This window comes from Vibrio sp. E150_011, from assembly GCF_053544015.1.
The window spans coordinates 90,991-110,142 of sequence record NZ_JBHFOL010000005.1; the positions used below are offsets into that span (position 1 = coordinate 90,991).

The 19,152-nt window shown below is 44.2% G+C and carries 16 protein-coding genes; 14 read left to right on the top strand and 2 right to left on the bottom strand.

All coding sequences use genetic code 11. From position 1 onward, the window contains the following. Positions 1–256 precede the first annotated feature (256 nt). From ACE1OE_RS10290 to ACE1OE_RS10315, 6 genes are all read left to right on the top strand, one after another. On the top strand, positions 257–1,498 hold the full coding sequence (locus ACE1OE_RS10290) for an imelysin family protein (RefSeq protein WP_449211097.1): 1,242 nt from the start codon (positions 257–259) through the stop codon (positions 1,496–1,498). Between the two features lie 148 nt (positions 1,499–1,646). Then, positions 1,647–3,047 carry a di-heme oxidoreductase family protein gene (locus ACE1OE_RS10295; protein ID WP_449210961.1) on the top strand — a complete coding sequence of 467 codons (1,401 nt, stop codon included), beginning with the start codon at positions 1,647–1,649 and terminating at the stop codon, positions 3,045–3,047. Between the two features lie 45 nt (positions 3,048–3,092). Continuing rightward, positions 3,093–4,112 carry an imelysin family protein gene (locus ACE1OE_RS10300; protein WP_449211098.1) on the top strand — a complete coding sequence of 340 codons (1,020 nt, stop codon included), beginning with the start codon at positions 3,093–3,095 and terminating at the stop codon, positions 4,110–4,112. After that, positions 4,093–5,205: a DUF1513 domain-containing protein gene (locus ACE1OE_RS10305; protein ID WP_449211099.1), complete on the top strand. Its 1,113-nt coding sequence runs from the start codon at positions 4,093–4,095 to the stop codon at positions 5,203–5,205. Before ACE1OE_RS10300 ends, ACE1OE_RS10305 begins: the two co-directional genes overlap by 20 nt. Before the next feature lie 89 nt (positions 5,206–5,294). Further along, positions 5,295–6,953 carry a L,D-transpeptidase family protein gene (locus ACE1OE_RS10310; RefSeq protein ID WP_449210962.1) on the top strand — a complete coding sequence of 553 codons (1,659 nt, stop codon included), beginning with the start codon at positions 5,295–5,297 and terminating at the stop codon, positions 6,951–6,953. Between the two features lie 144 nt (positions 6,954–7,097). Next, entirely contained in the window at positions 7,098–7,751 is a 654-nt protein-coding gene (locus ACE1OE_RS10315) for an MBL fold metallo-hydrolase (RefSeq protein ID WP_372062790.1), read from the top strand. Between the two features lie 24 nt (positions 7,752–7,775). Here the strand turns inward: ACE1OE_RS10315 and ACE1OE_RS10320 are convergent, their stop codons facing one another. Then, on the bottom strand, positions 7,776–8,453 hold the full coding sequence (locus ACE1OE_RS10320) for a DUF2982 domain-containing protein (RefSeq protein WP_449210963.1): 678 nt from the start codon (positions 8,451–8,453) through the stop codon (positions 7,776–7,778). A gap of 241 nt (positions 8,454–8,694) precedes the next feature. Between ACE1OE_RS10320 and ACE1OE_RS10325 the strand changes: the two genes are divergently transcribed. The 6 genes from ACE1OE_RS10325 (at position 8,695) to ACE1OE_RS10350 (ending at position 14,660) form a co-directional block, all read left to right on the top strand. Beyond that, positions 8,695–9,075 (top strand): MarR family transcriptional regulator, encoded by a 381-nt coding sequence (locus tag ACE1OE_RS10325; protein ID WP_102471530.1) that lies wholly within the window; start codon positions 8,695–8,697, stop codon positions 9,073–9,075. A 389-nt stretch (positions 9,076–9,464) separates the two neighbouring features. Then, positions 9,465–10,559, top strand: coding sequence for a TRAP transporter substrate-binding protein (locus ACE1OE_RS10330; protein WP_102471531.1), 1,095 nt, complete (start codon positions 9,465–9,467; stop codon positions 10,557–10,559). Positions 10,560–10,718: 159 nt separating this feature from the next. Then, positions 10,719–11,273, top strand: coding sequence for a TRAP transporter small permease subunit (locus ACE1OE_RS10335; RefSeq protein ID WP_449210964.1), 555 nt, complete (start codon positions 10,719–10,721; stop codon positions 11,271–11,273). An 11-nt stretch (positions 11,274–11,284) separates the two neighbouring features. Beyond that, positions 11,285–12,568: a TRAP transporter large permease gene (locus tag ACE1OE_RS10340; RefSeq protein WP_102471533.1), complete on the top strand. Its 1,284-nt coding sequence runs from the start codon at positions 11,285–11,287 to the stop codon at positions 12,566–12,568. A 107-nt stretch (positions 12,569–12,675) separates the two neighbouring features. Further along, complete coding sequence (locus ACE1OE_RS10345; protein ID WP_449210965.1) at positions 12,676–14,025, top strand: cache domain-containing protein; 1,350 nt, start codon at positions 12,676–12,678, stop codon at positions 14,023–14,025. Beyond that, a complete protein-coding gene (locus ACE1OE_RS10350) occupies positions 14,025–14,660 on the top strand; it encodes a response regulator transcription factor (RefSeq protein ID WP_102471535.1) in 636 nt (211 codons plus the stop codon). The genes ACE1OE_RS10345 and ACE1OE_RS10350 overlap by 1 nt, the downstream gene beginning before the upstream one ends. Positions 14,661–14,777: 117 nt before the next feature. Here the strand turns inward: ACE1OE_RS10350 and ACE1OE_RS10355 are convergent, their stop codons facing one another. Then, positions 14,778–16,370: a BCCT family transporter gene (locus ACE1OE_RS10355; RefSeq protein WP_102471536.1), complete on the bottom strand. Its 1,593-nt coding sequence runs from the start codon at positions 16,368–16,370 to the stop codon at positions 14,778–14,780. 384 nt (positions 16,371–16,754) lie between these two features. Between ACE1OE_RS10355 and ACE1OE_RS10360 the strand changes: the two genes are divergently transcribed. Continuing rightward, complete coding sequence (locus ACE1OE_RS10360) at positions 16,755–17,228, top strand: MarR family winged helix-turn-helix transcriptional regulator (protein ID WP_449210966.1); 474 nt, start codon at positions 16,755–16,757, stop codon at positions 17,226–17,228. Positions 17,229–17,574: 346 nt separating this feature from the next. Next, the gene (locus tag ACE1OE_RS10365; protein WP_102471538.1) at positions 17,575–19,146 is read left to right on the top strand and encodes a BCCT family transporter; all 1,572 of its coding nucleotides are present in this window, start codon (positions 17,575–17,577) and stop codon (positions 19,144–19,146) included. Positions 19,147–19,152 lie beyond the last annotated feature (6 nt).

Sequence of the window (19,152 nt, forward strand, 5' to 3'; positions counted from 1 at the left end):
GGATGAGCTGCTGGTACGTGCTCTAACATCAGTCATCTCTGTTAAGCCATAATATAAAAGCAGAACACCAAGACGGCCACTGACTGTTGTACGCTTGTTAAGAAAACCTCACGGAAGTGGGGTTTTTTTGTATTAATCGTTGAAAATAAATTGTAACTGAGTATTATTGCGCATTGATAGTGTTAATGATAATAATTCGCACTACACAATAATAATTAAGCTCAACAAGGATGCTTCAATGAATGTAACTATTTTTATGAAGAGTGCAGTGGCCGCCTCTCTTTTACTTAGCTCAACCGCTGCGTTTTCAGCAGTATCAGAAGAACAGGTTGTCGAACATTACGCCGATTTAGCTCACGCTGTATTTTCAGACGCGCTTATTACTGCAAAATCGCTAGACACTTCTATTAACACTTTTCTAGCTAATCCATCTGAAAAAGGCTTGTCAGACGTCAAACAAGCATGGATTGCCTCTCGTGTCCCATATCAACAGACGGAAGTATTTCGTTTCGGTAACGCGGTTGTGGATGATTGGGAAGGCCAATTAAATGCATGGCCACTGGACGAAGGTCTGATTGACTATGTCAGCTCGGATTATCAGTACGAGTTAGGTAATGATGGAGCACAGGCAAATATTGTCGCTAATGAAAGTCTGAAAATCGGACCTACCACCCTTGACGTTAAAGAAATCACACCGGCTCTTATTGCTGATCTTAACGAAGTTGGCGGATCCGAGGCTAATGTGGCATCAGGGTATCACGCGATTGAATTTTTGCTGTGGGGGCAAGATTTAAACGGTACAAACTCAGGTGCGGGCGATCGCCCTTACACTGATTATGTTGTTGGAGAGGCTTGTACAAACGGCAATTGTGATCGACGCGCACAATACTTACAGGCAGTCTCAACACTATTAATCCAAGACCTGGCTTGGATGGAAAAGCAGTGGGCAAAATCTGAGAGCAATAATTATCGTGCAACACTATTGGCTGACAAGCCGGTCAATGGTGTGAGAAAAATGCTGTTTGGTATGGGGTCGTTGTCATTAGGCGAACTTGCCGGTGAGCGTATGAAAGTGGCGTTAGAAGCCAATTCTACCGAGGATGAGCACGACTGTTTCTCAGATAATACGCACAACTCGCATTACTATAACGAGCAAGGTATTTATAACGTATATACCGGTACTTATGTGCGTACTGATGGTTCACTCATCGTCGGCGCAAGTATCGCGGATTTAGTGACTCAGAAAGATAAAGTGGCTGCCAAAGAAATCCAAAAACAGTTCGACCTTGCACGCGCTCAGGTCGGTCAATTGGTCACATCGGCAGAAAAACACAACCAACATTTCGATCAGTTGATTGCATCCAATAACCCTCAAGGTAATAAATTGGTCAATGACACTATTGTAGCCTTGGTTGCACAGACCGGTTCCATTGAACGCGCTGCGGGCATTATTGGTATTAGTAGTCTAAATCCAGATACCGCTGATCATGAGTTCTAATCACTAAATAATGAAGGATTGGTCGTGGTTAAATCATCGTATATTCAGCATTACAAGCGACCAATAATCAATTGATAGTAATGAACAGATAATAAAAATAATAAAGGGGGAGCACCCCCTTTTCTGATCGGAAATGAGTGAGCCGCGTATGTCACACCTAAAACTTCTAATTGCGATAGCAAGTGTATTGCTATCGCTGCAAAGCTATGCCGAATCGTCAATCAATAAACATTCGGGTGGGAAAACCTCTGTAAATAAACAAGGGCCTAATGCCTTTTCTTTACCCGCAGCCAATTTACCAATGAGTAAGCGATTGGATTTCAGCGTCGGTAACAGTTTTTTTCGAAACCCATGGGTTCAAGCCCCAGCATCGACTGATGCAAGAGATGGGTTAGGGCCATTATTCAACACCAATGGTTGCCAAAACTGCCATATCAAAGATGGGCGAGGTCATCCACCAGAAGCCGGCGACCAACACGTTGTTTCTATGTTAGTTCGACTTAGTATTCCTGCTGAAACGGATGCCCAAAAAAAGCAAGTCAAGCGATCTGGTGTTATCCCTGAGCCTAATTATGGTGGGCAATTACAAGATTTTGCGCTGCCAGATATGACGCCAGAAGGCCAAATCAGTATTACCTACAGTGAATATCCGGTTCAGTTTAAAGACGGAACCCAGGTAATGCTCAGAAAACCGAATCTAAAAATTGTTGAGTTGGCTTACGGCGACTTACACCCCGATGTAATGATGTCTGCCAGAGTCGCTCCTCCAATGATTGGGTTAGGATTGTTGGAATCTATTCCAGAAGAGACTATTTTGGCATTCGCTCGTGAGCAAGCGACGGATGGAACGCCGATATCAGGAAAGCCTAACTATGTCTTGGATGTTAGGACTGAAAATATGGTCTTAGGTCGATTTGGCTGGAAGGCTGGTCAGCCTAACTTAATGCAGCAAAATGCGGCGGCATTTCAAGGTGACTTAGGGCTGACGAGCACATTATTTACCAGCGAAAATTGTTCAGCAGCGCAAAAAGAGGTTTGCCATGATGGCGTGAGCGGTGGTTCACCTGAAGTGAGTGATAAAATCTTAAACTTTGTTGAATTTTATAGTCAACATTTAGCCGTGCCTAGTCGTCGTAACAGCCAAGACCCTCAAGTTATTCAAGGGCAGCAAGTCTTTGCGCAAGCTGGGTGCGAAAGTTGTCACCGTACTAATATTCAAACCTCGATGCGTGAGGGTTTACCCGCACTATCTAATCAAACCATTCATCCTTATACCGATATGCTGTTGCATGATATGGGAGAAGCTCTCGCTGATCATCGTCCTGAATATGACGCGACAGGGCAAGAGTGGAGAACGCCACCATTATGGGGAATTGGCTATACCAAAGAGGTCAATGGGCATACTTACTTCCTACATGATGGCCGGGCAAGAAACCTAACGGAAGCTATCTTGTGGCACGGCGGAGAAGCTGAGGCGGCCAAGCAAAACGTACTTGCTTTAAGTAAGAAAGAGCGAAGCGCTCTACTTGCCTTTTTGAACTCGTTGTAGGAGACCATTGTGGATAAACGTAAAACGACTAAGTGCTTACCAAATGTGTCCATAACTTCGATAGGGTTATCGGCAGCTTTGCTTGCAGGGTGTTCTACCTCGATAGAGTCTTCTCAACCTCAGTCAACACAACATATTAGTCAAGGGGTGTATGAAGTTGAATATGCCTCTGCAGCTCAATTTAATGTGGCAATGGACGCGTTACACCAGCAGGCCCTGCAATATTGTGACAATGACACATCGTTGGGGTCTGTTGAACAAGCGTGGCAACAAGGCATGCAGCAGTGGATGTGGTTACAAGGCCAGGAAAGAGGCCCCATGTTAGCGCTGGAACAAAACTGGAATATTCAGTTTTGGCCCGATAAGAAAAACACCACAGGCCGGAAAATGGCAGCCGCGAGCAAACAAAGCTCGTGGTCTGTTAGTGAGGTTAAAAATGAAAGTGTGACGGTACAGGGCTTAGGGGCCGTAGAGTGGATGTTGTTTGATGTTAAAGGGCGCCCAAGCATCGAATCTAAGAGCAATTGCTCCCTTTTATCGGCGATTACTGGCTCACTCGCTGAGCGCTCAGCGACAATGTTGACAGCGTGGTCCGAGAATCCATGGCAAGCGTTAGACGAAAAAGCATGGCACGCCGAGTATTTGGCACTACAAACGAATCAGCTCGACTATACGATGAAAAAATTGTCGCGTCCGTTAGCAAAAATAGGCGCAGCCAAGCCTTATTTTTCTGAGTCATGGCGTGCAAAAACCTCAATGACGAACATCAAAAGTAATGTCGAAGCGCTACAAGCACTTTATTTAGCCAATGGGCAAGGATTAGATAGTATTTTGCGACACTCCGGAGACAGTCGTTTGGCCGACAGTATCAAACAACAATTTGTCACTCTATTAGACACGTGGCCTGAAAACCCAAGTTTATTTGAGTTGTTGCAAGATAAAGACGGCTACCGAGCGGCGTTAAGTCAATACAATAAGCTCGAGCAACTTAAGTATTTAATAAGTGAAGAAGCGGCCGTAAAGCTGGGGATTGTGATTGGGTTTAATGCAACTGATGGCGATTGATAACGGAAAACGTAACCTTTTAAAACTGGGGGCTTTGAGCCTGGTTTCTCCAGGGTTGTTAGGCGGTTGTGCGATGACGCAACAGCGTCTGACGTTTGAGGGGTCTCAAGACCGTGCCCCCAAGCTTATTGGCGGAGCGATACGAACTGCTGGTGGCTATGAGGTTGTGGTTGCCTCGCAAAATGGACAGCCTATGCATCATATGCCTTTACCACAACGAGGGCATGGAGTCGCGATTCGTCCGGGCTCTCAAACTGCGGTGGTATTTGGGCGTCGTCCAGGTACGTATGCCATGGTATTGAACTATCAATCTGGTCAAATGGAAACGTTAATACCCGCATCTACAAGTCGGCACTTTTATGGGCACGGGGTGTATTCACTAGATGGACATTGGCTATATGCGACTGAGGGGGAAGCGGCCTCTAGTCGGGGCGTGATAGGGGTTTATGACGCGCAACGAGGTTATCAAAAAGTTGAAGAATTTACAGACTTTGGTATTGGACCTCATGAAATTATAGTGATGTCAGACGGCACGCTAGTGGTCGGTGTGGGAGGAGTGCATACCGATGGCCGCACGCCATTGAACTTGACTTCTATGGTGCCGAGTCTTAGTTATCTCAGTCCAAGTGGCGCTGTACTTGAACAAGTAGGCTTAAGTGATACGCATAAAAGTATCCGTCACTTGGCTCATGATGGCGCTGATACGGTGTTAACAGGTCAGCAATATAGGGGAGAAAGTGACAGGTACGTACCATTAGTGGCACTGCATAAACGCGGTGAATCGATGCAAGAACTGGGTGGTGAACCCGAGGATTGGGCTCGATTTAAACACTACATTGCGAGTATTGCCGCCAATGATAGTCACATTGTGGCAACGTCACCGCGAGGCAATTGCTATGGCGTGTGGGACAAAAACACAAAACGACTGCTGGAAGTGAACGTACTTCCAGATGCATCTGGTGTTGTGGTGAAAAATGATCACTTCTTTATCAGTTCTGGTGCGGGGAGAGTGGTTGAAATCACACCGAGACTAACAAAACATATAAAATCCTCGCCGACACAATGGGATAACCACTGGCACATGATCACATAAGTGAGACGGTGGTAATTTCAGATTAAAATAGCCATGTTGTCGCTGTGATCTCTGCCATACTTAAACTCTGGACACAAAGGAGTGGGTAGATGTCAAAGCAGTTATTAACGGTGATGACCGCCGTAAGCGCGTGCTCAATTGCAGCGGCTGTGCATGCGGCGCCAGACCAACTTGTGACTGAAAGGGACACGATTACGTCGGTTTCGCCTTTCTCGCAAGCGTTGACACGTGATGAGTACAGGGCGACGGAAGCGGGCTCTCCCCTTCGTAAACAGACAACATCGGCGGTGAGTCCTTTGCTGTACCACTCACTCGTCGACTATATCTACGCGGAAACCGATAGCGATGAAATCTGGTCGGACAGCGAACTTAATGCACAATTAAATTTGCAACTTGATATGGTCAATCTCGCGGGTTTTAGTCCCTTGTTTGAAGACAGGGTGACTCGCATGCAATCCTTGTATCAGGCTCAACGATTTGACGAATACGATCGTTTGGCGACCGACACTTTGTTGCTGTACATCAGCTACATCGCTGATGTACCGGAATTGGGCAAGCAATGGTATTTTTCTGAAAGCTTAGTTGATGCACTTCCAAGGCCTTCAGCGACAGAAGTCGAATTGTTTGTTTTGGCGATTGAAAACAATACGCTACAAAGCTATTTACGGACTTTGTCATCGCCGATGATTTTGCAACCTGGATTCGACAATGCCTATATCGACTTACTTGCTAAATCTCAGTTAGAGGTGACGGCCTATGAACAATCAGGGTTACTTAGGAAAGGAGACCTTGTTGATCTCGAGCAGTATGGCCACTTACTCGCACGTTTGGCTGATTCTGAATTTTATGTTGAAGAGAAAGAAAACGGACTATTTGATGACTCTTTAGAAACCGCGATAAAACAGTTTCAAGCACTGTATGGGCTAGAAGATGATGGCATTATCGGCCCGAACACTCTGCAATGGCTCAATAAATCGGCAAAGGAAAAGCTAAGAATATTAGCCCTGAATGCCGAGCGTTCGAGACTTTGGCCGCAGCAGCGTGACAATATTATCTTGGTCAATGTACCAAGCTTTGAGCTTGAGTACTGGGGGGAAGGGCAGGCGCGCTTTGAGTCAAAAGTGATTGTTGGTCGATTGACTCGTCAAACACCAATCTTTGAAACCAAAATGGACTCTCTGATTGTTAACCCTACTTGGAATGTGCCTTGGAAGATCATGGTTAAGGATATTATTCCCAAAGTAAAAAACGACCCTACGTACTTATTTGCTCAACGCTTTGAAATATTAGAAGGGTGGCATAACCGCGTCGTTGTCGATCCGACCATGATTAACTGGCAAGAAGTTCAAGCCAAGCGCTTCCCTTATAGAATGAGGCAGCAAGCGGGCTCCTCGAATGCGTTGGGGCAATATAAATTCAATACACCAAATGACAGAGCCATTTTTCTCCACGACACTCCCGGTAAACATTTGTTTAACGAAAGCAGCCGTGCATACAGCTCTGGGTGTGTTCGGGTAGAACATGCTGACAAATTTGCCCAAGTCCTCCTGGAACATCAAGGGAAGTTGCTGAATGATTTGTCTACGTATCGCTCGAATAAGGCTATCTCTTTTAAGCAGCGAATTCCGGTGCATATTATCTATCAGACGGCGTGGCTTGAAGATGGCAAAGCTCACTTTCGTGCGGATGTATACCAATATGACATGCGCCGCGATGATGTAACAGAAACAGCAATGACAAAGAATTGATTGACGCGTCATGACTTCCTAGTGATGACGCGTTGAGTCAATATGTTCGTAGAAAGCGGGCTTAGCTCGTGACGCCTGAATACTTGTCATCACTAGTAGACAATGTCATAGTCTCGCTACTTTATTTGAATAGTAGGATTTACGATGAGTCTTAAGTATCAAGTCGTTCCAGTGACGTCTTTTTCGCAAAATTGTTCCATTGTTTGGTGTGATGAAACCATGAAGGGAGTGTTAATCGACCCAGGTGGTGATATTGAACAGTTGCAAGTGCTTATCGAAGAGCTGGGTGTTCAAGTAGAAAAATTAGTTCTCACTCATGGTCACCTTGATCATGTTGGTGGCACTGAGCCCCTTTCTAAAAAACTGAACGTACCCATTGTGGGCCCACACAAAGCGGATAACTTTTGGTTACAAGGGTTAGAGAATCAAAGCCAAATGTTCGGCTTTCCGCTAACCAAAGCTTTTGAACCAAACGAATGGTTTGAAGACGGTGACGTTGTGACATTTGGTAATCAAAGCTTGCAGGCTATCCATACACCAGGACACACACCAGGACACGTGGTACTTTTTAATGCCGCTGCAAAACAAGCTTTTGTTGGTGATGTCTTGTTTAAGGGGGGGATTGGACGTACTGATTTTCCACAAGGGGATTACGACACATTGATCCAGTCGATCAAAGGTAAGTTATGGCCGCTAGGGAATGATGTTTCTTTTGTACCTGGTCATGGGCCTGAATCAACATTTGGCCATGAACGGGTATCGAACCCATTTGTCGCCGATGAAATGCCGCTTTACTAACGCTTACTTTCTTCAATCAAGGTTTTATTCTTTAAATAGCTGTTGGTCTGCTGCTGCTAAATAGCGGCGGACCAAGCCGACGAACTTATCTGCACTTCTGTCTAAATCGGCTTCGGCAATAAAAATATCATACCCAAAAAACTCTCGCTGATATTTCATTCGGTTGGCAAGCATTGCCATAAGACCATGGTACTGAGTGCCATCAGTATCAATGTAAACACTTGAATCTAAGACAATATCTTCAAAAATTGTCTGTGGTGAAGTTTGCTGCATTCCGACATAAAGTAGAGCTCGTTGGCTTAACAAGAGATCGGTTGCGATTCGCGGACAGATGGCATTCAGGTAAGCGCCATAACTGTTGATTCGCAAGCCTACCCAAGGAAGAGGGGTATGCCAGCCATCTTTATGATGACTGCAGATCCCTACTCGTTCGATATCAGTCCAACGCAATGCCCATCCACCTTTAAAAAGATGCTGCTGAAAATGCGAAGAAGTAAGGGTAAATGTGACGCGACTTTTGATTACCGTGAAAAATGTGAATCCGAGGGCTACCGCCAGTAAACCGGCGATAATGAGTCCGAGTTTCCAGTTAGGCACCAAAAGAACGAGTGCGATACTGATTATCAAGCCTAGAAACGCAAAATTACGAAGACTCGGAGAATGCCATGAATAATCGTGGTTACTGATATGAATCGTTTCCATATTTGTGATAGTGCAACCTTCAGTGATGATTGAAAATGATGATCGACGGTGCATTTTATGACTTGATGATAATACGTAATGGACGGTGTTATTGATTAAATAATAGTCATAAACATGGAAAGTCGGCATTTTTCGCGACGCTTTGTGTCATGCCTCTACAAAAGTGGTCAAAATTTTGGTATAAAACGCGCTTCAAATTTTGACCACTGCTTACAGCGCAGTGAAATGGAGAGAAAACTCAATGAAACTTGCTCATAAGCGCAAAGTGCAATCAAAATTGCAAAAGCGCATTAAAGCGGTAGTTGCCAATACAGCAGCTGCAACAAAAACAATGAAACCTGTTGTAGCAAAAGCATCTGTAACGGAAAAAGCTCCTGTAGCTGATAAAGCAACTGCGACAAAAAAAGTGGAAGTAGCTCTAACTCCTAAGCAACAACAAGTATTAGATATTGTTGTTAAGCACACAGGTGGCATTAATTCTAAAGGAATTGGTCAGGAAGCCGGCCAAGAGGATGCAAAAGCAGCGTCTTGGGCAACGGGTGCTCTTAAGAAGTTATTAGATGAAGGTTTAGTTGCTAAAGAACAACTTGCTGGCAATAAAGTGATTTATAAAGCACAGTAATACTTCATTTTATTTAAAAACAAAAAAAGCCCCTTTCGAGGGGCTTTTTTTGTTCGTGCCATCTTTATTTATGTGAATTGTTAGCGATAGATGTGATTAAGGTGACATTTTTGTATTCTTTTAATAATGAAAATACGTACGTGTATATTATAAACTAATGGATCAATGATTTTGTAATCTATTGATTGTAAGGATTTTAATTGTTCATCTCGTCAATATCCTACGTATAAATACGTAATACCAAGGTCTGGTATGTCATCGTTACCTTTGGTTGTGTGCGTGCTCGCACGAATACCCGATATTGATAATTCAATTCATAGTTACCTTGAACGTGAAACTTGGAGTGTTTGGAAGTCACTCTATATAAGAAACTACTCAAGGAACTGAAAATGAGTTTAATCAAGAAATCAGTCACTCGTGCATTAAAAAGTACCGCCATTATTGCTGCGACATGCTTTGCTTTTGTAGCAAGCTCTGCCAGTGCAGATGACAAAGTTTACCGCCTAAAGCTTGCTGAGACATGGGGACCCAACTTCCCAATTTTTGGTGATGCAACGAAAAATATGGCCAAGATGGCTGAAGAAATGTCTAACGGCCGGCTGCAAATTCGTATTGACTCATCAAATAAACACAAAGCCCCGTTTGGCGTGTTTGATATGGTGAAATCAGGTCAGTATGACATGGGCCACTCCGCCTCTTATTACTGGAAAGGTAAAGTACCCAATACGTTGTATTTCACGACGATGCCATTTGGTATGACAGCGCCAGAGCAATACGCATGGTTCTATCACGGCGGAGGTATGGAGCTGATGGAAAAAGTCTATGCTCCCCATAATATGATGTCATTCCCTGGTGGTAACACCGATGTACAAATGGGCGGTTGGTTTCAAAAAGAGATTAACAGCGTTGATGATTTACAAGGTCTAAAAATGCGAATCCCTGGATTTGCAGGCGAGATTTTGGCGGAAGTGGGTGCGAAACCAACGAATATCGCATCAGGTGAACTCTATACATCATTAGAACGTCGCACAATCGACGCTCTGGAGTGGGTGGGGCCTTCCCTAGACTTGCGTATGGGTTTCCATAAAATCGCGCCATATTACTACACAGGGTGGCATGAGCCTGCTACTGAGCTTCAATTCTTAGTCAATCAGCGTACATGGAATAAATTACCAGATGATTTGAAAGCCATCCTACAGATTGCTATGAAAACAGCAGCGTATGATATGTATATCCAATCGACTCACGAAAGTGGGAAAAACTGGGCAACGATCCAGTCGGATTATCCAGATGTGAAAGTAAAAGACTTTCCACGCGAAGTCATCGATGCACTACGTGATGCAAACGACAAGCTTCTTAAAGAGCATGCCGAAAAAGATGAAACTGCGAAGGAAATCCAAATGTCTCAAGCTGCGTACCTAGAGCAGGTTCGTTCTTGGACCGACATTGCGACGAAAGCTTATCTTAACAAGTTTGATGATTGATCCAATATAGTGGCGCTTAGCGCCACTTTCTTACCCTTTTTAGTTTGATAAGCCTCAGATGACTAATATCTCAATATTATAACTATCTCACTTAATCACTATCTACTTTATAAGCACCGGAACGTTCAACACCAAACATACAATAATATGAGCGACGGGATGGAGTCTGGAATGCGAAGCCTAATATATATAGAAAGACTATTTAACAAAGTCGGGGACATGCTAGGCGTGTTATCGAGTCTTTTGTTTTTACTACTACTTCTCAACGTCGTGTATGACGTTGTGATGCGATACGTATTTAATGACGTATCCATTGCCTTCCAAGAAATGGAATGGCATTTATTTTCCGCGGTCTTTTTGCTTGGTGTGCCTTATGCCATTAAGGCGGGCGGTCATGTAAGAGTCGACGTATTTTATGAAAGATTGTCGGTTAAGGCTCGAGCGATCATTGATCTCATTGGCGCATTCGTATTCCTTTTCCCTTTTTGTCTCATCGTCGCGTGGTTCGGAATTGATTTTGCTAAAGAAAGCTATGCACTGGGAGAGACATCAGGTGATCCAGGTGGTTTACCTTATCGATGGGTGATTAAAGCTATGATCCCTATTTCGTTTTTCTTTATGGCCATCAGTGGGGTGGGATTGGTGTTGCATTCGCTCAACAAACTGCTTAACCCTCATTTGATTTACGCTAATTCAACCGACTCAAAAGAATAAGGATTGTTTCCATGATCGGTATTGTCATGTTTTTTGTAGCCTTATTCGCGCTACTGTTAGGGTTTCCTGTCGCATTTACCTTCGGAGGAATCGCGTTAATTTTTGGTGTCTGGGCTGAAGGGATCGAAATGTTTGCCTTCATGCCATATCGTATTCAATCCATTATGGAAAATACGGTACTGATGGCAGTCCCACTCTTTGTCTTCATGGGCTTGGTGTTACAAAAAACCAAATTGGCCGAGCAATTATTGGAGTCGATGGGGCGTTTGTTTGGTGGAGTACGTGGTGGTATTGCCATTTCTACGGTATTGGTTGGTGCACTGCTGGCCGCGTCAACAGGTGTCGTCGGTGCGTCGGTTGTGGCGATGGGCTTAATCTCCTTACCTGTTATGCTTAAATATAATTATGACAAAGGGTTAGCGTGCGGCACCATCTGTGCGTCTGGGACTCTGGGGCAGATTATTCCGCCGTCTATTGTGCTCATTTTATTAGGTGATGTGCTGGGCGTCCCGGTTGGTGACTTGTTCCAAGCGGCGATCTGGCCTGGACTCGTGCTTGTTGGAGCGTATGTCCTTTATATCCTGATTTACGCAAAAATGAACCCTGAGGCCGCTCAACCCATCCCCAGAGATGATTCCATATCACGCTCTCAAGAGGTAAGAACCGCCTTGAAAGCGATAGTGCCTCCTTTGGCGTTGATCGTGATTGTACTCGGCTCTATATTTGCAGGGGTCGCTACTCCGACTGAATCCGCTGCGTTGGGTGGTGCAGGCGCGATTTTATTAGCGATAGCGTACGGTCAGTTTAATTTCCGAATGCTCTACGACGCGTCGAAAGAAACCGTTAAAGTCACGGCAATGGTGTTTGCTATTCTTTTGGGTGCGACAGCATTCTCGATGGCCTTTACCTATACCGGTGGAGATATGCTCGTTGAAGAGTGGATGCTTGAGTTACCTGGTGAAAAATGGGGCTTCTTAATCATTACGATGTTAGTGATTTTGATTCTGGGCTTCTTCATTGATTTCGTGGAAATCTGTTTCATTATTGTCCCTATGATCGCTCCAGTTGCCGAGATTATGGGGATCAACATGACCTGGTTTGCCATATTGGTCGCAATGAACTTACAAACCTCGTTCTTGACACCACCCTTTGGATTTAGTTTGTTCTATCTAAAAGGTGTTGCACCTGATGGTGTGACCACGAGAGATATTTATCGTGGAGTGATGCCGTTTATCGCAATTCAAGTCTTGGTCCTAGCGTCGTTATTGGCATTCCCTGGTTTTTATGGAATGTGATCTAATTATCGTTGTCGTGTATATCAGTTCATTTATTTAACTGCCATGGTAATGTATCCCACGGGATGCATTGCCTATTATGGCGGTTGTAGTTAGAAAGGACTTCTATGCCACTCAAAGCGAAACTCATCTTGCTGACGCTATTGCCATTGATCATTTTAACGGCAAGCGTCAGCTGGATAGCCCTTCACCAAGCCAAATCTTTTGGCGAAAATGAAATAGAAATTTTCCGCGAAAGCTTGATTCGTTCAAAAGAATCGACACTCAAAGACACCGTTGAGTTAGCGTTTGATGCCATTGAATATGCCTACAACGACCCCGACCTTTCCGAAGCAGAAGCGCAATCACAGGTTCGAGATATTCTTGACCGACTTCGTTATGGGACGGATGGGTATTTTTTTGCTTATGACGAAACAGGGACCAATCTTGTTCATCCTATATTGCCTGAGCTTGTAGGCAAAAATCTTTTAGACTTGCAAGACCAAGATGGCAATCATCTTATTGAGACGTTGCTATTCCAAGCCCAATCTGGGGGTGGTTTTCACCAATATCTTTGGCAAAAACCGTCCACTGGAGAAATTGTTACTAAGCTGAGTTATGCCGCTTGGCTGGACAAATGGGATTGGATGATTGGTACGGGGTTGTACATAGAAGATGTGGCTCGCGAAGTTGCCGTGTTAAGAGCGGCGATTGATAAAAATATAGAAACGACCATGTTCTCTATTGTCACTATTTTTGCTGTGACAGTCGCAGTGATCATTGTACTCACACTGGCCGTTAATTGGCACGAGCACAAGCTCGCAGATAAAAACCTAAAAGAACTAGCACATAAAACTGTGATGTTTCAAGAGGATGAAAGGAAACATCTTGCAAGGGAATTACATGACGGAGTAAACCAGCTGTTGGTGTCCAGTAAGTGCCACCTCGAGTTGATGGACACAAAAGCCGTCGATAACCGCTCCATTGGCCATCTAAGCAAATCACTATCATCTTTATCGGAAGCGATTATCGAAGTCCGCAGAATATCTCATCACCTTCGACCTAGTGCATTAGATGACATTGGTTTAGACGCAGCAATATCGAGCTTATTGCAAGACTTTAAAACGTACTCTCATGCTAATACTGAGTTGGTACTCGACACACAAGCATCTAAACTTAAATCTGAGGTCGCCACGACATTGTATCGCGTGGTTCAAGAGTCGTTGAATAATATTGAAAAGCACGCGGGTGCTACACAGGTAACGGTTTTCTTAAAGCAATTCGGTAATGTATTGCAGTTAATGATTCGAGACGATGGCATTGGATTTGATGTCAGTAATGCATTAGCGACCCGAGGGATTGGGTTACGGAATATGCGAGAGCGTGTTGAGTTTATAGGCGGAGAGTTTGAATTAGTCAGTGATTATGGAGCGGGTACTGAGATTACCGTGCTACTGAAGCTAGAAGGAACAGAATAATGGATGAGCCGATCAAAGTGGTGATTGTTGATGATCACCAAGTCGTATTGGAAGGCTTTATTGCTCGGCTAGAGCGCGAACCCGACATTAATGTGATTGCAACAGCAAGTAATGGCTTGGAAGCGGTAGAAGTGGTGAAAGTTCATCAGCCAGATGTGGTACTCATGGATGTTAGTATGCCAATTATGAATGGTATTGAAGCCACGCAATTACTGAAAGAAGAGATGCCAGAAGCGAAGGTGCTGATGCTGACGATGCATGATAATCGTGAATACATTATGAAAGTCATGCAAGCGGGTGCGGTGGGTTATATGCTGAAAGAAATCTCAGCAGAAAAAATGGTACAAGCAATTAAGACGGTCAAACAAGGATCAACGTATTTTTGTGAGTCCGTGACACAGACACTTTTCTCACAGGAAGTAGCACCATCGCACAGTAAAACGAACCCGTTAAGTCGCCGTGAAGAGTCTGTTCTCAAGTTGGTCGCACAAGGAAGTAGCAGCAAAAAAATTGCGCAGATGTTGAATATCTCTTATAGAACCGTGGAAACGCACAGGCAGAATATTAAGCACAAATTGGACTTACACTCGACAGCAGAGCTTGCTAAGTATGCGTTAGAGAATGGCTTAGGGTAGGGCAGAATTCTGTGTTGTGGCGATACAATATTATTTACCTTATTCCTTATATAAAAAGACCCGCATAAGCGGGTCTTTTTAGTGATGCCGTTTGGGTACCCAAACATTAGAGGCCAGTTAAGCGTAACTATGCTTATGGATCTGCAGTTCAGTACGCATACCTTTCAGTAAGCTCACACACATTATCAACAGAATAATGGTAAAAGGTAATGCAGTAGAGATAGCCCCCGCTTGAAGTGCTTGAATAGCTTCTGTACCACCAACGTATAGTAAAACGGCTGCAATCGCACCTTCTATCGTGGCCCAGAAGACACGTTGAGGTACTGGCGCATCAATCTTACCGCCAGCAGTTATGCTGTCGATAACGAGAGAGGCTGAGTCTGAAGATGTGACAAAGAACACCATAATCAGAACGATAGAGATAACGGATAAGAGCGTGCTCATTGGTAAGGCTTCATACGCATAAAATAGTGAAAGCGTAAGGTCAGTTAGACCATTTTGACCAAGTTCACCGACTTGATTGATGACTTGATCGATTGCCATACCACCAAACGCTGCCATCCAGAACAACGTAATCGTTGTAGGAATAACAATAACAGCGGTTAAGAACTCACGTACCGTACGTCCTTTAGAAACACGAGCAATAAACATACCGACACATGGGGACCACGAAATCCACCATGCCCAATAGAATACCGTCCAACCGTGCATCCATGCTTCGTCTTCACGACCATGTGGATTACTAAGTGGAATGATGTTTTCGACATAACCGACAATGGTGGTACCTAACGAACCAAAGAAGGTTGCGATAGAAACCACAATAACAACAACCAATAATACAAATGCGATTAGGATATTAGTATTACTGAGAAGTTTTACACCACCATCTATACCACGAACGACTGAAAAGACCGCAAGTGCCGTAACAAAGGCGATCACGCCCAATTGCAAGGTCGTACCTGCTTGAAAGCCAAAGACATGACCGATGCCGCTAGCGGCTTGTTGAGCACCAAGGCCCAATGAAGTGGCTAAACCAAATAGCGTTGCAAGAACGGCCAAAATATCAATGATATGCCCAAACCAGCCCCACGTTTTGTCACCCAGTAACGGGTAGAACACGGAACGCATAGAGAGCGGAAGCCCTTTGTTAAAGGCAAAGAATGCCATTGAAAGTGCAACAACAGCGTACATTGACCACGGGTGAATGCCCCAGTGGAACATCGTTGCCCCTAAGGCTACTTTTCGTGCTTCTTCGGTATAGGCTTCAACACCAAGTGGCGTTTCATACCAGCCTGTAAAGTAAGCAACAGGTTCTGCTACCCCCCAAAACATAAGGCCGATACCCATGCCGCCAGCAAAAAGCATGGCAATCCAGGATAAGGTTGAGTGATCAGGTTTTGCGCTTGCGCCACCAATTCTAATTTTACCGTATGGAGATAGCACAAGGCCAAGGCAGAAAATAACAAAGATATTACCTGCCCACATGAATAAGCTATCGAAAGCGCCAATGATTTGCCATTTAGCGCCATCTAATGCCGCTTTAGCTGTGGCTGGGTCTACTACGAGAAGGGCGATAAGAAACAGTAAAATGAGACCTGCACTTGTGCCGAATACAGGGTTATGAACGTCAAACCCCCACTTTTGGACATTGTCTTGTCCTACCGTATAGTCAGTGTTATCTATACTATACTTGTCCTTATTATTATTCATCATTCCTCTGATACTACTTAGAGCTCTAACTAAAATTCGGGCGAATACTAACAAAATCAACGATAAATTAAAAGAGATTCATCGTCTGGCTCACGTTTTAACATGTATCAAGAGCGTTTATTGCATAGAGCTCTAACTGTTTTAGGTCTAAGGAAATTACCGATATTCTGAGTGACTTTTTAACCGGTGGGGAGCACGCTAAACTTAAGCAGCACCTTGGTTGAGGGGAAATTAAGGAGAATAAGAAATTGCATGAATTTAAGCCATGAAAATAGCCCATTCGTGATCAATATATTTTTATCGAAGCGATAAGGATGCAACATCGCGATGAATGTGTTAAAACGCAGGGAATAACCCGTTACTCGTTAATTTTGGAACAAAGATTTGGAAAAACACGAAGAAGTGCTCGTGGCAATTCGCCAAGTAATAAGAGCAATAGACTTACATTCAAAAAAATTGAAAAAAGAGTGTGGATTAACCGGTCCGCAGCTGGTACTGATGAAGGCGATCAGAGAGAAAGGGAATGTAACTATTCGTGAGTTGTCGAATCACACCAATATTAGCCAAGCGACGGCGACGACGATCATCGATCGCTTAGAGCTTAATGATTACGTGAGGCGTGAACGCAGCCATCAAGACAAACGAAAAGTTCACGCCGTACTGACGGAGAAAGGTACAGAGGTATTGGATAGCGCTCCTTTGCCACTACAAGATAGTTTTGTACAAAAATTTCAAAGTCTTGATGCTTGGGAGCAAACTCTTTTGTTGTCTTCAATTCAGCGCATCTCATCGATGATGAATGCCGAAGGTATTGATGCCGCGCCCGTGCTGCAAATAGACAGTATCGTTAAAAACTAACGTAAGTCGTATTCGTTTTACTTGCTAGTTAAGCCATCAATTTTCAGAGCCCACATTGTTTATTAACGACGTGGGCTTTTTTGAGCGCTTAAAACAGTCATTAGATTAAAGGCAATAGCGTTGGAAATATATCAGCGCGAGGTAAATCACATGGTTTACCGAATACGATCCAAAGATGAGTTCTAATGAAAAACAGCATAGGATAATTCAACATTTTCTTGCTAGAATATAACTTTAGTAACCACACCATGTTGAGATATTACCCATGCAGGCTCGCCTTCATATCGGGATAATACTTGATACACGATATATTTTGATGGATTAGAGTTCGTCATAGTGAGGAACGATGACAAAAGGCATTGATAAGTACAGTATTGACAGTACTGACTATACAATTGGGCAAGATAATGTCCAAAAATGGGGATTTGATGTACACAATCCTGTCTTTGGGTGGAGTGCAGGCTTTATTGCATTACTGCTCATTCTAGCGGTGGTTGTGGATGCGGAGACCGCTAAAGCAGCACTAGATGGAATAAAATGGAGCATTATTAACAAATTTGATTGGCTGTTCATGTGGGCAGGCAACATTTTCGTGATTTTTTGCTTAGTTTTGATTGTTTCTCCATTTGGTAAAATACGATTAGGCGGTAAAGACGCGACGGCGGATTATTCTTTCATGTCTTGGCTAGCAATGTTGTTTGCTGCCGGCATGGGTATTGGTCTCATGTTCTGGAGTGTTGCAGAACCTGTCGCTTATTTTACGGGATGGTATGAAACACCGCTTGGGGTGACCGCGAATACTGAGCAAGCTCGAGAGCTTGCGCTCGGAGCGACCATGTTCCACTGGGGTCTACACCCTTGGGCCATTTACGGTGTTGTAGCGTTGTCGTTGGCATTCTTTACGTATAATAAAGGCCTGCCACTTTCGATGCGTTCGGTCTTTTATCCAATACTGGGCGATCGTGCTTGGGGCTGGGCGGGGCACATCATTGATATTTTGGCCGTTTTGGCAACGCTATTTGGTTTAGCGACGTCTTTAGGTCTAGGTGCACAGCAAGCCGCGAGCGGCATTCACCATGTATTTGGTGTCGAATCAGGCATGACCCTGCAGGTTATCGTTATTGCCGTTGTGACGCTGCTAGCGGTGGTATCGGTACTGCGTGGTATTGATGGTGGCGTTAAGGTCATCAGTAACATCAACATGATCATCGCTTTCTTATTGCTGGCTCTAGTCGCTCTAATAGGATATGCCGTTACATTTGCGTCAATCCCTGACACATTATTTGCCTACTTGAAAAACATCGTACCGCTGAGTAACCCTCATGGTCGTGACGATGAAGCATGGATGCACGGTTGGACAGTATTCTACTGGGCTTGGTGGATTTCATGGTCCCCATTTGTCGGGATGTTTATTGCTCGTGTCTCTAAAGGACGCACCGTTAGACAATTTATCACCGCCGTTCTAATTGTACCTACATCCGTGACTATTGTGTGGATGTCAGTGTTTGGTGGCCTTGCGATTGATCAAGTTGTCAATGAGGTAGGTACGTTAGGTGCTAATGGATTACGCGAAGTACCACTCGCGATGTTCGAGATGTTTGATGCGTTGCCAATGGGTACATTCCTGTCTGTGATTGCGGTGATACTCGTATTGGTGTTCTTTATCACATCATCAGATTCAGGCTCGTTAGTCATCGATAGCATTACTGCTGGTGGTAAAGTGGATGCACCAGTAATTCAACGCGTTTTCTGGGCATTTATGGAAGGTGCAATCGCGGTGGCTTTACTTTGGATTGGTGGCAGTCAGGCTATCGAAGCGCTGCAAGCAGGCGCGATTTCATCGGCGCTGCCGTTTACCTTCATCTTGTTAGCGATGTGCGTTAGCTTGTTGATGGGTATGAGAACAGAACGCACATAACGAACG

What these genes read in the sequence shown, in the direction of transcription:
- ACE1OE_RS10340 (WP_102471533.1), top strand. Translation starts at nt 11,285, where the DNA reads ATGATCGGTATTGTCATGTTTTTTGTAGCCTTATTCGCGCTACTGTTA.
- ACE1OE_RS10325 (WP_102471530.1), top strand. Translation starts at nt 8,695, where the DNA reads ATGAAACTTGCTCATAAGCGCAAAGTGCAATCAAAATTGCAAAAGCGC.
- ACE1OE_RS10310 (WP_449210962.1), top strand. Translation starts at nt 5,295, where the DNA reads ATGTCAAAGCAGTTATTAACGGTGATGACCGCCGTAAGCGCGTGCTCA.
- ACE1OE_RS10320 (WP_449210963.1), bottom strand. Translation starts at nt 8,453, where the DNA reads ATGGAAACGATTCATATCAGTAACCACGATTATTCATGGCATTCTCCG.
- ACE1OE_RS10295 (WP_449210961.1), top strand. Translation starts at nt 1,647, where the DNA reads ATGTCACACCTAAAACTTCTAATTGCGATAGCAAGTGTATTGCTATCG.
- ACE1OE_RS10345 (WP_449210965.1), top strand. Translation starts at nt 12,676, where the DNA reads ATGCCACTCAAAGCGAAACTCATCTTGCTGACGCTATTGCCATTGATC.
- ACE1OE_RS10330 (WP_102471531.1), top strand. Translation starts at nt 9,465, where the DNA reads ATGAGTTTAATCAAGAAATCAGTCACTCGTGCATTAAAAAGTACCGCC.
- ACE1OE_RS10355 (WP_102471536.1), bottom strand. Translation starts at nt 16,370, where the DNA reads ATGAATAATAATAAGGACAAGTATAGTATAGATAACACTGACTATACG.
- ACE1OE_RS10315 (WP_372062790.1), top strand. Translation starts at nt 7,098, where the DNA reads ATGAGTCTTAAGTATCAAGTCGTTCCAGTGACGTCTTTTTCGCAAAAT.
- ACE1OE_RS10290 (WP_449211097.1), top strand. Translation starts at nt 257, where the DNA reads ATGAAGAGTGCAGTGGCCGCCTCTCTTTTACTTAGCTCAACCGCTGCG.
- ACE1OE_RS10335 (WP_449210964.1), top strand. Translation starts at nt 10,719, where the DNA reads ATGGAGTCTGGAATGCGAAGCCTAATATATATAGAAAGACTATTTAAC.
- ACE1OE_RS10350 (WP_102471535.1), top strand. Translation starts at nt 14,025, where the DNA reads ATGGATGAGCCGATCAAAGTGGTGATTGTTGATGATCACCAAGTCGTA.
- ACE1OE_RS10305 (WP_449211099.1), top strand. Translation starts at nt 4,093, where the DNA reads ATGCAACTGATGGCGATTGATAACGGAAAACGTAACCTTTTAAAACTG.
- ACE1OE_RS10365 (WP_102471538.1), top strand. Translation starts at nt 17,575, where the DNA reads ATGACAAAAGGCATTGATAAGTACAGTATTGACAGTACTGACTATACA.